The sequence below is a fragment of the Paraherbaspirillum soli genome (assembly GCF_042654985.1).
In the GTDB taxonomy this organism is placed as follows: domain Bacteria; phylum Pseudomonadota; class Gammaproteobacteria; order Burkholderiales; family Burkholderiaceae_D; genus Paraherbaspirillum; species Paraherbaspirillum soli.
The window spans coordinates 63529-75339 of record NZ_JBHSMT010000014.1 but is presented as its reverse complement, the minus strand read 5'-3'; the positions used below and the strand labels follow the sequence as shown (position 1 = coordinate 75339).

The 11811-nt window shown below is 56.0% G+C and carries 13 protein-coding genes; 2 read left to right on the top strand and 11 right to left on the bottom strand.

Going from position 1 to position 11811, the window contains the following annotated elements; genetic code table 11:
• Window positions 1-9 precede the first annotated feature (9 nt).
• The gene (locus ACFPM8_RS10680; protein WP_378997532.1) at window positions 10-408 is read right to left on the bottom strand and encodes a carboxymuconolactone decarboxylase family protein; all 399 of its coding nucleotides are present in this window, start codon (window positions 406-408) and stop codon (window positions 10-12) included.
• A 156-nt stretch (window positions 409-564) separates the two neighbouring features.
• Between ACFPM8_RS10680 and ACFPM8_RS10675 the strand changes: the two genes are divergently transcribed.
• The gene (locus ACFPM8_RS10675) at window positions 565-1449 is read left to right on the top strand and encodes a LysR family transcriptional regulator (protein ID WP_378997531.1); all 885 of its coding nucleotides are present in this window, start codon (window positions 565-567) and stop codon (window positions 1447-1449) included.
• 181 nt (window positions 1450-1630) lie between these two features.
• On the opposite strand, the gene ACFPM8_RS10670 is transcribed toward ACFPM8_RS10675, so the two are convergent.
• A complete protein-coding gene (locus ACFPM8_RS10670) occupies window positions 1631-2020 on the bottom strand; it encodes an MliC family protein (RefSeq protein ID WP_378997530.1) in 390 nt (129 codons plus the stop codon).
• A gap of 175 nt (window positions 2021-2195) precedes the next feature.
• Between ACFPM8_RS10670 and ACFPM8_RS10665 the strand changes: the two genes are divergently transcribed.
• Window positions 2196-2867, top strand: coding sequence for a gamma-glutamylcyclotransferase (locus tag ACFPM8_RS10665; RefSeq protein WP_378997529.1), 672 nt, complete (start codon window positions 2196-2198; stop codon window positions 2865-2867).
• Window positions 2868-2927: 60 nt separating this feature from the next.
• On the opposite strand, the gene ACFPM8_RS10660 is transcribed toward ACFPM8_RS10665, so the two are convergent.
• From ACFPM8_RS10660 to ACFPM8_RS10620, 9 genes are all read right to left on the bottom strand, one after another.
• Window positions 2928-4478 (bottom strand): 2-isopropylmalate synthase, encoded by a 1551-nt coding sequence (locus ACFPM8_RS10660; RefSeq protein ID WP_378997528.1) that lies wholly within the window; start codon window positions 4476-4478, stop codon window positions 2928-2930.
• A 145-nt stretch (window positions 4479-4623) separates the two neighbouring features.
• Entirely contained in the window at window positions 4624-5115 is a 492-nt protein-coding gene (gene lysM / locus ACFPM8_RS10655) for a peptidoglycan-binding protein LysM (RefSeq protein ID WP_378997527.1), read from the bottom strand.
• An 82-nt stretch (window positions 5116-5197) separates the two neighbouring features.
• Complete coding sequence (gene pssA / locus ACFPM8_RS10650) at window positions 5198-6079, bottom strand: CDP-diacylglycerol--serine O-phosphatidyltransferase (protein WP_378997525.1); 882 nt, start codon at window positions 6077-6079, stop codon at window positions 5198-5200.
• A gap of 44 nt (window positions 6080-6123) precedes the next feature.
• Window positions 6124-6762, bottom strand: coding sequence for a phosphatidylserine decarboxylase (locus ACFPM8_RS10645; RefSeq protein WP_378997523.1), 639 nt, complete (start codon window positions 6760-6762; stop codon window positions 6124-6126).
• A gap of 208 nt (window positions 6763-6970) precedes the next feature.
• Window positions 6971-7162: a hypothetical protein gene (locus ACFPM8_RS10640; protein WP_378997522.1), complete on the bottom strand. Its 192-nt coding sequence runs from the start codon at window positions 7160-7162 to the stop codon at window positions 6971-6973.
• Window positions 7159-7917 carry an SIMPL domain-containing protein gene (locus ACFPM8_RS10635; protein ID WP_378997520.1) on the bottom strand — a complete coding sequence of 253 codons (759 nt, stop codon included), beginning with the start codon at window positions 7915-7917 and terminating at the stop codon, window positions 7159-7161. Before ACFPM8_RS10635 ends, ACFPM8_RS10640 begins: the two co-directional genes overlap by 4 nt.
• Window positions 7918-8327: 410 nt before the next feature.
• Entirely contained in the window at window positions 8328-9344 is a 1017-nt protein-coding gene (gene ilvC / locus ACFPM8_RS10630; protein ID WP_378997518.1) for a ketol-acid reductoisomerase, read from the bottom strand.
• Between the two features lie 100 nt (window positions 9345-9444).
• Window positions 9445-9936 carry an acetolactate synthase small subunit gene (gene ilvN, locus ACFPM8_RS10625; RefSeq protein WP_061534038.1) on the bottom strand — a complete coding sequence of 164 codons (492 nt, stop codon included), beginning with the start codon at window positions 9934-9936 and terminating at the stop codon, window positions 9445-9447.
• Window positions 9937-9938: 2 nt separating this feature from the next.
• Window positions 9939-11666, bottom strand: coding sequence for an acetolactate synthase 3 catalytic subunit (locus ACFPM8_RS10620; protein ID WP_378997516.1), 1728 nt, complete (start codon window positions 11664-11666; stop codon window positions 9939-9941).
• Window positions 11667-11811 lie beyond the last annotated feature (145 nt).

Genomic DNA, 11811 nt, shown 5'->3' with positions numbered 1-11811 from the left:
CCTCGCGTGTTATTGACCGTGCCCTGCCTCCAACTGTGCGAAGACATCCTTCAGCACCACCAGAGAATTACGCACTGCCGGCCCGCCCGCATAAAAGGTCAACTGCAGCACTGTTTCGACGATTTGCTCTTTGGTGGCGCCTACCTTCATCGCCGCTTCGGCGTGGGCGTGCAACTGCGGCATGGCATGTCCCATGGTGACGCAGGAGGCGATCAAGATCAGTTCGCGGGTCAGCAAGTCCAGGCCCGGGCGGTCCATGATCGCGCCGATGGCCCAGTCGATGGTCATGTCGGCAAATGCCGGGCAGACATCCTGCATCTCGGCCACCATCGCTGCGCCGGCATGTCCGCCGTGCAGTTGTTCGAGCAATTCAAGTCCGCGACGGCGATAGGTGCTTTCGTTTGACATCTTGTTTCTCCTTGAGTTAGTGGGCACAAATTGCGCATCTACTGGCGTCGGAAAAGTTGTTTGCCGCATTTCCCTTACCGACAGGCAAATTATCATTGCTTCTCAATAATTGATAAACTACGCAGTAATTTAATAACTTGGAACTGAGAGTTTTAAATGTTAGATCGATTTACCAGCATGTCGATATTCATCTGCGCGGCCGACAAACGCAGCTTCACCGAGGCGGCGGAGGTGTTCGGGATCTCCACCACCATGGTCGGCAAGCACGTTCGTTTCCTGGAAGAACGGGTCGGGGCCAAGCTGCTCAATCGCACCACCCGGCAGCAATCGCTGACCGAGGTCGGCCGCATCTATTACGAGCGCTGCAAGCAGCTGTTGGCAGATGCGGAGGCTGCCGATGCCTGCGCCGACGAAATGCGCATCTCGCCGCGCGGACTGCTGAAAGTCCACGCCCCGGTGTCGTTCGGCAGCCAGCGGCTGGCGCCGGCGCTGGCTGCCTATCTTGGCCAGCATCCGGAGGTGAAGGTGGACCTCACGCTGTCGGATCGGGCGGCGGATCTGGTGGAAGAAGGATACGAGGTCGCGATCAGGATAGGCTCGCTGCCCGATTCGGGCTTGGTAGCCAGGGCCTTGCAACCGTATCGTATGTGGCTGTGCGCCGCGCCAGCCTATTTATCGCAATACGGCACTCCGGCAGGCGCGCAGGATCTGGCGCAGCACAACTGCCTTGGATTTACTTATTGGGGCAAAAAGAATGTGTGGCGCTTGCACCAGGGCGATCGGATCGAGAGCGTGCAGGTGAGCGGATGCTTGACGGTCAATAACGGCCAGGCGCTCAGGACTGCGGCCATTGCCGGTATGGGCATCATCATGCAGCCGGAAGTGCTGGTCGGCGATGATGTTGCGGCGGGTCGCCTGGTGCGGATTCTGGCGGATTACGATGCGCCGTCGCGGCCGATGCACATCGTCTACCCGGCGGACCGGCGGCCGACACCCAAGCTGAAAAGTTTCATTGATTTTGTGCTGGCCTCATTCGGCTGAAAACTTCAGGTCGGAACGGTGGCCGACGCAACCCGGCATCTTAGGCTCCGCACCTAGTAGTTCTAACAACTGTGGCTAGCATCGTGCGGACGATACACTGAAGCCGTCTTCTATAACTCTCCCTGAGTTTAGATTTAGCCCGCGCCGCAAGGTTAGCGGGCTCTTTTTCATCCGGCATGAATCAATCGCTTGGCGAGACCTGGTTGCAATCACGAAAAATGGTCTTTTCCTTCGCACTCGCACCGGCAACCTTAAAGGACAAAATACCCATCTTTCCTTTGGTGTGCCAGCGATAACTATTCTGCTCATCGTCGGCAACGTAACGCGCGCCGGAGCCAGACACCCCCTGATGCATGGGGATCAAACGTCCTTTGTAATATAAGACGGCAATCGATTTTCCATCCTTGAGGTTCACATACGCGACCTGCATTTTTTTGCCGCCTTCGCAGCGGTAGCTGGCTGCGCTACTGTCGTTGGGAGCATCGTCTTGCGCTTCTGCGCTTTGGGCGACGGCGGCATTGATCGAGAGCGGCAGCAATATTGCGGCCAAAACAGATGAGGAAAATTTCATGCCTTCTCCTAAAAAAATCAATGACAAAAAAACCGGTAAAAGCACATTATTGACGTGGCGCCGGCAATAAAGTTCTTGATGTCACGCATTCCATGCCATTGGCCCGCATCATTGTCGCCACATTGCCCGCCAAAACACTTGTTATCGGATCGCAGTCTGGCTTATTCTGTCGGCCATGAGTATCACTCGTGAAGATCTTGAGCAAGACCGCCTGCGGTCCATCCTGGACAACACCCCGATCGCCCCCGCCCTGCTGTCCGAAGCAGCGCTGGAAGCTTCGTGGCGTGCTGCGCTGGCAGCGCTACCAGAGCCGCATGGCGATGTCTGGCTGTTCGGCTATGGTTCGCTGATCTGGAATCCGATGGTGGAGCATAGCGAGCGGCTGCCGGCCATGCTGCACGGCTATCACCGCGGATTTTATTTGTATTCGCGCATCAATCGCGGCACCTGGGACAACCCGGGGCTGGTGCTGGGACTGGATCGCGGCGGCTGTTGCCGCGGCCTGGCATTTCGCATCCCCGCTGCCTGCATAGAGACCGAGTTGCGCATGTTGTGGCGTCGCGAAATGATGACCGGCGCCTATCTGCCACGCTGGCTGCCGATCCAGCTCAACGGTCGCCACGGCCCGCGCATCCGGGCCCTCGCATTTGTCATGAATCGTCAGCATGCCGGCTATACCGGCCGCCTGCCCGACCTCACCGTGGTATCCCATCTGCGCGATGCCTGCGGCCTGTATGGGCCGGCGCGCGACTATTTGTGGCACACGCTGGATGGGCTGCGCAAGGAAGGATTCGAGGATCCTTATCTGGCGCGCTTGTGGGCGCAGCTGGAGGCTGGCCAGGGTTGAATGGCATCGGGGGCCGAATAATTCGGCCCCCGATCAACTCGTATGACTATCAGCAACGCATCACAGCTGCGGATTCAATTTTTCCGATTTTGAATGCAGTTTGTTGAGTGCGGACAAATAAGCCTTGGCCGATGCCACCACGATGTCGAGATCGGCGCCGATGCCGTTGACGATGCGACCGGCTTTCGACAAGCGCATCGTGACTTCCCCTTGCGACTGGGTGCCGGTGGTGATCGCATTGACCGCGAACAACAATAGTTCCGCGCCGCTGGCTACTTGCGTTTCGATGGCGTTGACGATGGCATCGACCGGGCCGTTGCCCTCCGCTACACAAGAATGCTCTTTGCCGTCGATTGAGAACACCACGCTGGCCTTCGGCTTGGCGCCGGTTTCCGAGTGCTGCGACAGCGACAGGAAACGATAATATTCATTGTCGTGCGACTGCTGTTCTTCGGACACCAGGCCGATAATGTCTTCGTCGAAAATCTCCGACTTCCGATCGGCCAATTCCTTGAAACGCGCGAACGCGGCATTGGCTTCAGCCTCCGAATCAAGCGCGATGCCCAGTTCTTCCAGGCGCTGTTTGAACGCATTGCGGCCCGACAGTTTGCCGAGCACGATCTTGTTGGCGCTCCAGCCGACGTCTTCGGCGCGCATGATTTCGTAGGTGTCGCGCGCTTTCAACACGCCATCCTGATGGATCCCGGAAGCGTGCGCGAAGGCGTTGGCGCCGACCACCGATTTGTTCGGCTGCACCGCGAAGCCGGTGATTTGCGATACCAGTTTGGAGGCTGGGACGATTTGCGTGGTATCGATACCGATGTCCAGGTTGAAGTAATCGCGGCGGGTTTTGACGGCCATCACGATTTCTTCCAGCGCGGTATTGCCGGCCCGTTCGCCGAGGCCGTTGATGGTGCACTCGACCTGACGGGCGCCGCCGATCATGACGCCGGCCAGCGAATTGGCGACTGCCATGCCGAGATCGTTATGGCAGTGGACCGACCAGATCGCCTTGTCGGAGTTGGGAATCCGTTCGCGCAATGTCTTCAGCATGTGGCCGTACAGTTCCGGTACGCCGTAACCTACAGTGTCGGCGAAGTTGATGGTGGTCGCGCCTTCGGCAATCACCGCCTCCAGCACCCGGCACAGGAAATCCATATCCGAACGGCTGCCGTCTTCCGGGCTGAACTCGACGTCGTCAGTGAATTTGCGGGCAAAGCGCACCGCCTGCTTGGCTTGTTCGAACACCTGATCCGGCGTCATCCGCAATTTCTTTTCCATGTGCAACGGCGAGGTCGCGAGGAAGGTGTGAATCCGTTTGCGTTCAGCCGGCTGCAACGCTTCGGCGGCGCGGGCGATATCTTTGTCGTTGGCGCGCGAGAGCGAACAGACGGTGGAATCCTTGATGATCCCGGCAATCGCTTTGATCGCTTCGAAGTCGCCTGGGGAAGCCGCCGCAAATCCGGCCTCGATCACATCGACTTTCATCCGCTCCAATTGCTTGGCGATGCGGATTTTTTCGTCTTTGGTCATCGACGCACCGGGCGACTGTTCGCCATCGCGCAAGGTGGTGTCGAATATGATCAATTTTTCGGGTGAGTTGGCTGCCATGCTGTGCTCCTGAATGTTCTGTGGATCTATCGATTTTAAAGACTTTTTACCGCTGCCGAAAAAAACATCAAGCTCATCGACATTAAAAAAATGCCGCCGAGGTAATACCTGGGCGGCGTGCTGCGCGTTGGCGCTTATTGGGCTATCAGGTCAGTGCAGGAATCCGCAACATTTGCCCTGGATAAATCTTGTCCGGACTGCTCAACATGGGTTTGTTGGCTTCAAAAATCACCGGATATTTGTTTGGATCGCCATAGAATTGCTTCGAGATTTTAGACAGGTTATCGCCGCTTACCACGGTGTACCACTGCGATTCATCGGCGGGTGCCGCAACTGTCAATTCATCGTTGACGTGCTCGACACCGTGTACATTGCCGCAGCACAGTACGATTTTTTCGCGCGTGGCCTGGTCCGGCGCTTCACCGCCGACCGTGACGGTCGAGGAAGCCGCATCGAACGCAAACGTCAAGCCGTCGGTCGCGATACCTTGCGTGGCGATATAAGCTTGAATTGCCTGCACTGCGGAATTCTGCAGTTCCTCGACATTGGCCTCGGTCGGGGCAGCGGCAACTTCTTTGGCCTTGCCAAGGTTTAACAGCTTTTCACCGGCGTCTTTAAAAAAAGAAAGCAATCCCATATTTTCTCCAATCATGTTGAAAATCAATGAAGCCACTTGTTACGGTACTGCGCTGCTGCAAATGCAGGGTTACCCCCTGCTACTACTCCTTGTCTTCGTGCTCTTTATCGTCATGTTCCACTTCGGTTTGCACGATGCTTACCGGCTTGCCCTTGAACCAGCGCCAAAAATACACGCCGAATCCGGACAGGCCATACAACACGAACAGGCAAAACAATACTTTTGACGGATCGCTGAAAATTGCCACCAGCGCCAGCACCACCAGAAATGCGGCAATGAATGGCATCGGCTTGCGCAGATTGATGTCCTTGAAGCTGTAGAACGGCACGTTGGTCACCATCGTCAGACCGGCATACAGCGTAATCGCCCAGGCGGCCCAGCTCAATCCCGAGCCTTGAAAGCCGAGATCGTCCATCAGCCAGACGAAGCCGGCGACCAGCGCCGCTGCCGCCGGACTTGGCAAGCCCTGGAAGTAACGCTTGTCGACCACGCCGATATTGGTGTTGAAGCGCGCCAGGCGCAATGCTCCGCCGGCGCAATAGACGAATGCCGCCAGCCAGCCCAGTTTGCCCATGCCGTGCAATGCCCACTCATACACGACCAAGGCCGGCGCCGCGCCGAACGACACCATATCCGACAGGCTGTCGTATTGCGCACCGAATTCACTCTGGGTATTGGTCAGGCGCGCCACCCGGCCATCCAGGCTGTCCAGCACCATCGCTACAAAAATCGCGATGGATGCATGATCAAACCTCTGACCCATCGCCATCACAATCGCGTAAAAACCGCAGAACAGCGCGGCTGTCGTAAACGCATTCGGCAACAGATAGATGCCGCGACGACGCCGCGGCGGCACCGGCCCTTGCGGGTCGGGCGAATTACGCTGCGCAGCTTTCATTGCACGTCGCGCTTTGGGGAACTGCGCGACGTTATTCTTCGCTTTACGGCGCTGGAATGAGGCCATGTAAATTCCGATTCAATCAACTAAAAGAAAACAATAGCGGAATCTCAAAATTCGGCCAAAATCGTTTCGGTCGCCGACACTTTGTCGCCGACTGCCACCTTGGGCGTTGCCGTCAGCGGCAAATACACATCGACCCGCGAGCCGAAGCGGATAAAGCCGTAGCGCTGACCGCGCGTCACTACGTCGGCCACCTTGGCATAGCACAGGATGCGGCGCGCAATCAGACCGGCGACTTGAACGCAAGTCACGGTTTGGCCGTTGGCGGCGGTGATGACCAGAGCATTGCGCTCATTTTCTATCGACGCCTTGTCCAGATCGGCATTGACGAATTTTCCTGGGAAATATTGCACTTTCTCAATCTTGCCATCGACTGGCGCGCGATTCGAATGCACATTGAACACATTCATGAAAACGCTGATTTTCAGGGCTTCGCGCTTGGCATAGGGGTCCATGGTTTTTTCAACCACCACAATGCGGCCGTCGGCCGGCGACAACACGGCATTGGGATGTTGCGGGATCACGCGCGCCGGATCACGGAAAAATTGCAATACGAACAATGCAATGATCCAGACTGGAATTGACCATAGCGGCGAGAACAGCGTGACCAGCAGCGCAAGCACAAATGAGATTGCCAAAAACGGCCAACCTTCACGGGCAATAATGGGATGGGGATAGTTATTCAACGGTACTCCGGATTGTCTGGATAAATGGTGGAAACTCGATAGCGTGGCTATTCTAGTCGAGCGAGGAATGAAATGTAACCTTTTGCATCTCTACAAACAATGGGCGGAGCACGAGTTGATCAGTGCAAATACGCTTTCAAGGGCCTAATTAACAAGCATGCCGCGCCGGATCAGGAAGATGCGGCAAAGCCTCGCCGCATCTTTTCCCTTATTTTTGCTCGTCGTCGATCGTTTTCATCTGCTCTTGCGCTTGTTTCTGCACTTGGCCGTCCACCGCTTTCGCCTTGTCGAGCGCCTGGCGTTGCGTTTTCAGGATGTCGGGCGGCGGGCCGGCCGGCTTACAGCCAGCCAACGCAAACGTCAGCGCTAAAGCCAACCCCAAAATGGGCCTGGCGCTCATTTGAAGCGAACCTTGCCGACCACGCGCATGCTCAAAGTGGTTTCACCCGGTTCGAAACTGGGCTCTTCCACCGCTGCCTCGTTCATCGCTGCGGCGCGCATCATCATCCCTTTCGCTGCGGGGGCAGATTCCTGGGCGTAGTTGCCGGAACCTTCAAAATCGACCGTATCCAGCACTGCGTCCGACACATTGCGTCCCATTGCATGGGCAATCGAAGCAATCCGTTCGGTCAGGTTCTGGTAAGTCGCCGCAATTCTTTGATCGTCCAGTTTTTTGCTGGTGGCATCGCTCAAGCCGAAGTGCAAGCCGTTCAATCCCAATACGTTTTGCACCGAAGCCACGGTTTTCGGCAGATTGTTCAGATTGGTAGTGGTCGCATCAAGATACTGTCCGACTCTCCAGCCTATCGGTTGCCGCAGTTTATTGCTATTGCCGCGCGGTTGCGGCTGGTCTTCCGAATAAACCGGATAAGTGTAATAGCCGCGCGTTTGCAAGATCGCCTGCGGGTCCTGGCGCTTCAGGATATCGGTGCCCTGCTTCATCTTGAGATTGACGCGCGATGCGGCGGCAGACTTGTCCTTGTCCTGCTCTTCGACTGCGAAGGTAATGTGCGCCTGATCGTTGGCGTGTTTGACTTCACCGTAGGCAGGCACCACCGCCAGCGTGCCGGAAGTAGGCACAGAGGTTTGCGCTTGCGCGGTGAGACTGATTGCGGCCAATAGGGATGACAACATCAGTTTGCGTGATCGCGACATAGGATGACTCTCCAGGAAAAAAGGGCGCTGCCGAATGCGCGCCCACATAAGATGCAACACAGAGCGATTCTTCGATTGTGTGCTGTCGATTTAGTTCTCCGTGGATATTATCTGCACTTGTTGCCGAATACAAGATTGCGCGGCAACTAACGAACGAGTCATAGTCAGAGGAAATTCTCCAGCATGTTTCAATCGCATTGAAAAATCTCATAAAAAAAGGGACGTATCAAACGTCCCTTTTTTTCAAACCAGGATGGAATTAATTCTTAGATTGGTCGACCATCTTGTTCTTTTTGATCCATGGCAGGCTGGACGGGAATTCGCAAAGCATCGCTTTGCGCCGTCCTGCCCAGCAAGCGCCTGCAGGCGCTTGCTGCATGATGCCCGACCTCAAACTATTAAAGCTCGAATTAATTCTTCGATTGGTCGACCATCTTGTTCTTTTTAATCCAAGGCATCATCGCCCGCAGTTGCTCGCCAACCTGTTCGATTTGATGCTCGGCAGTCAACCGGCGACGGGAAATCAAGGTCGGTGCGCCAGCCTTGTTTTCAAGAATGAAGCTCTTCGCGTATTCGCCGGTCTGGATGTCCTTCAGGCACTGACGCATGGCGTCCTTGGTCGCTTCGGTAACGATCTTTGGACCGGTGACATACTCGCCATATTCGGCGTTGTTGGAAATCGAGTAGTTCATATTGGCGATCCCGCCTTCATAGATCAGGTCGACGATCAGTTTCAGTTCATGCAGGCACTCGAAGTAAGCCATTTCCGGCGCATAACCTGCCTCGACCAGCGTTTCAAAACCGGCCTTGATCAGTTCGACAGCGCCGCCGCACAGAACGGCTTGTTCGCCGAACAGATCGGTCTCGGTTTCTTCGCGGAAGTTGGTTTCGATAATGCCGGCACGGCCGCCGCCGTTGGCGGTAGCGTATGACAAGGCGATTTCGCGCGCGCTGCCGGATTTATCCTGGTACACGGCGATCAGGTGCGGCACGCCGCCGCCTTGGGTGTAGGTCGCACGCACAGTGTGGCCCGGCGCTTTTGGCGCGATCATGATGACGTCGAGGTCGGCGCGCGGCACAACTTGACCGTAGTGCACGTTGAAGCCATGCGCAAATGCCAAGGTGGCGCCCTGCTTGGCGTACGGTGCGACGTTTTCTGCGTAGACCTGAGCGATGTTTTCATCCGGCAGCAGGATCATGATGACGTCGGCGGCCTTGACCGCGTCGTTGACTTCCGCCACGTTCAGACCGGCATTTTTTGCCTTGTCCCACGATGTGCCGCCCTTGCGCAAGCCGACCGTCACTTTAACGCCGGAGTCGTTCAGATTCTGTGCATGCGCGTGGCCTTGCGAGCCGTAGCCGATGATGGCAACGTTCTTGCCTTTGATCAGGGAGAGGTCGCTGTCTTTGTCGTAGAAAACTTTCATTATTAATCCTATATATAAGTGTGATGTGAACCGAGCGATGTGGTTTAAATCGGCTCAGCTGTATGTCTGTATGTATCAGTGTGGATATTTATTCTTGCGCCTAAACCTTCAGGATCCGTTCGCCGCGGCCGATGCCGGAACCGCCGGTACGGACCGTCTCCAGAATCGCAGCGCGGTCGATCGAATCAATGAACGCGTCCAGCTTGCCTTTGTTACCCGTCAACTCAAGGGTGTAGGACTTGTCGGTGACGTCGATGATGCGGCCGCGGAAAATATCCGCAGTACGCTTCATTTCCTCGCGCTCCTTGCCGACCGCACGCACCTTGATCAGCATCAGTTCGCGCTCGATGTGGGCGCCTTCGGTCAGGTCCACCACCTTGACCACTTCAATCAGACGATTCAGATGTTTGGTGATCTGTTCGATCACGTCATCCGAACCGCTTGTCACGATGGTCATCCGTGACAAGGTCGCATCTTCGGTCGGTGCGACCGTCAATGTCTCGATATTGTAGCCACGCGCAGAGAACAGGCCGACCACGCGCGACAGTGCGCCTGGTTCATTTTCCAACAGTACAGAAACGATATGTCGCATGATTACAGATCCTCCGAACCGAGCAGCATTTCAGTCAAGCCCTTGCCCGCCTTGACCATGGGCCAGACGTTCTCGGTTTGATCGGTAATGAAATTCATGAACACCAGGCGGTCTTTCATGCCAAACGCTTCTTTCAATGCGCCATCGACGTCCGCCGGATTTTCAATCTTCATGCCGACGTGGCCGAATGATTCAGCCAGCTTGGAAAAGTCCGGCAGCGAATCCATGTACGACTCGGAATAACGCGAGCCGTAGTCGATTTGCTGCCACTGACGCACCATGCCGAGGAAGCGATTATTGAGCAGAATGATTTTCGGCGTCAGATGGTATTGCTTGCAGGTGGCGAGTTCCTGGATGCACATCTGGATCGATGCTTCGCCGGTGATGCAGGCCACAGTCGCCCCCGGATTGGCCATCTGCACCCCCATCGCGTACGGCAAGCCGACGCCCATGGTGCCGAGGCCGCCCGAGTTGATCCAGCGGCGCGGCTGATCGAAGCGGTAATATTGCGCCGCCCACATCTGGTGCTGACCGACATCCGACGTTATGAAGGCGTCGCCATCGGTGATTTGCCAGACCTTTTCGATCACGGATTGCGGCTTGATGACTTCTTTCGAGTCGGCATATTTCAAACAGTCGCGAGCACGCCATTCGTTGACCTGCTTCCACCAATCGGCCAAGGCCGGCGGATTTTGTTTGGTGTCGGTCGCGTCCAGTTGCGCCAGCAATTCCTGCAGCACATCCTTGACGTTGCCGACGATAGGAATATCAACTTTGACCCGTTTGGAAATCGACGACGGATCAATATCGATATGAATGATCTTGCGCGCATGCGAGGTGAAATGCTTCGGATTACCAATCACGCGATCGTCAAAACGAGCGCCGATCGCAATCAGCACGTCGCAGTGCTGCATCGCCATATTGGCTTCATAGGTGCCGTGCATGCCGGGCATGCCGAGGTACTTGTCGCTGGATGCCTTGTAGCCGCCCAGTCCCATCAGCGTGGTGGTGCACGGGTAGCCGAGGCGATCCACCAGCTTGTTCAGCTCGGGAGCGGCATTGGCCAGGATCACGCCGCCGCCGGCATAAATCATCGGCCGTTCAGCCGTCAGCAGCAGTTGCACCGCCTTGCGAATCTGGCCGGAGTGCCCTTTGTCGACCGGCTTGTACGAGCGCATTTCGACTTCTTTCGGATAGTCGAAAACATGCCGGTGCATCGTAATGTCTTTAGGGATATCGACCAGCACCGGACCGGGGCGGCCGGTACTCGCAATGTAAAACGCCTTCTTTATCGTCGCCGCCAGATCCTTCACATCCTTGACGAGAAAATTGTGCTTGACGCACGGGCGGGTGATGCCCACGGTATCGCATTCCTGGAACGCATCTTCGCCAATCGCGTAGGACGGCACCTGACCCGAAATCACCACCATCGGAATCGAATCCATGTAGGCCGTAGCCAGACCGGTGACTGCATTGGTGACGCCTGGACCGGACGTGACAATCGCCACGCCAACCTTTTGCGAACTGCGGGAATAAGCATCGGCTGCGTGAATCGCAGCTTGCTCGTGACGAACCAGAATATGCTGGAATTTATCTTGCTGGAAGATGGCGTCGTAAATATAGAGCACTGCGCCGCCAGGATAACCGAACACGTGTTCGACCCCCTCTTCTGCCAGACAGCGCACGAGAATTTCCGCGCCGGTGACAGGCAATTTCGTATCTTTATTCATTATTACTACGTCCTTTCAAGGTCCATTGGAAATTGATCGGATGCTCTTCCCTGGCGAAATGGCGGAGTGCGACAGTGCTAGGGCGTCCCTTTTTTGTGCGATCACGCCAATTCGTTGCGCACCCGTAGATACGATTCAAAATGAC

Bases quoted from the DNA above. Each gene is read 5' to 3' on its own strand.
- ACFPM8_RS10665 (WP_378997529.1), top strand. From the start codon at position 2,196: ATGAGTATCACTCGTGAAGATCTTGAGCAAGACCGCCTGCGGTCCATC.
- pssA (WP_378997525.1), bottom strand. From the start codon at position 6,079: ATGGCCTCATTCCAGCGCCGTAAAGCGAAGAATAACGTCGCGCAGTTC.
- ACFPM8_RS10620 (WP_378997516.1), bottom strand. From the start codon at position 11,666: ATGAATAAAGATACGAAATTGCCTGTCACCGGCGCGGAAATTCTCGTG.
- ACFPM8_RS10660 (WP_378997528.1), bottom strand. From the start codon at position 4,478: ATGGCAGCCAACTCACCCGAAAAATTGATCATATTCGACACCACCTTG.
- ACFPM8_RS10670 (WP_378997530.1), bottom strand. From the start codon at position 2,020: ATGAAATTTTCCTCATCTGTTTTGGCCGCAATATTGCTGCCGCTCTCG.
- lysM (WP_378997527.1), bottom strand. From the start codon at position 5,115: ATGGGATTGCTTTCTTTTTTTAAAGACGCCGGTGAAAAGCTGTTAAAC.
- ACFPM8_RS10675 (WP_378997531.1), top strand. From the start codon at position 565: ATGTTAGATCGATTTACCAGCATGTCGATATTCATCTGCGCGGCCGAC.
- ACFPM8_RS10635 (WP_378997520.1), bottom strand. From the start codon at position 7,917: ATGTCGCGATCACGCAAACTGATGTTGTCATCCCTATTGGCCGCAATC.
- ACFPM8_RS10640 (WP_378997522.1), bottom strand. From the start codon at position 7,162: ATGAGCGCCAGGCCCATTTTGGGGTTGGCTTTAGCGCTGACGTTTGCG.
- ACFPM8_RS10680 (WP_378997532.1), bottom strand. From the start codon at position 408: ATGTCAAACGAAAGCACCTATCGCCGTCGCGGACTTGAATTGCTCGAA.
- ilvC (WP_378997518.1), bottom strand. From the start codon at position 9,344: ATGAAAGTTTTCTACGACAAAGACAGCGACCTCTCCCTGATCAAAGGC.
- ilvN (WP_061534038.1), bottom strand. From the start codon at position 9,936: ATGCGACATATCGTTTCTGTACTGTTGGAAAATGAACCAGGCGCACTG.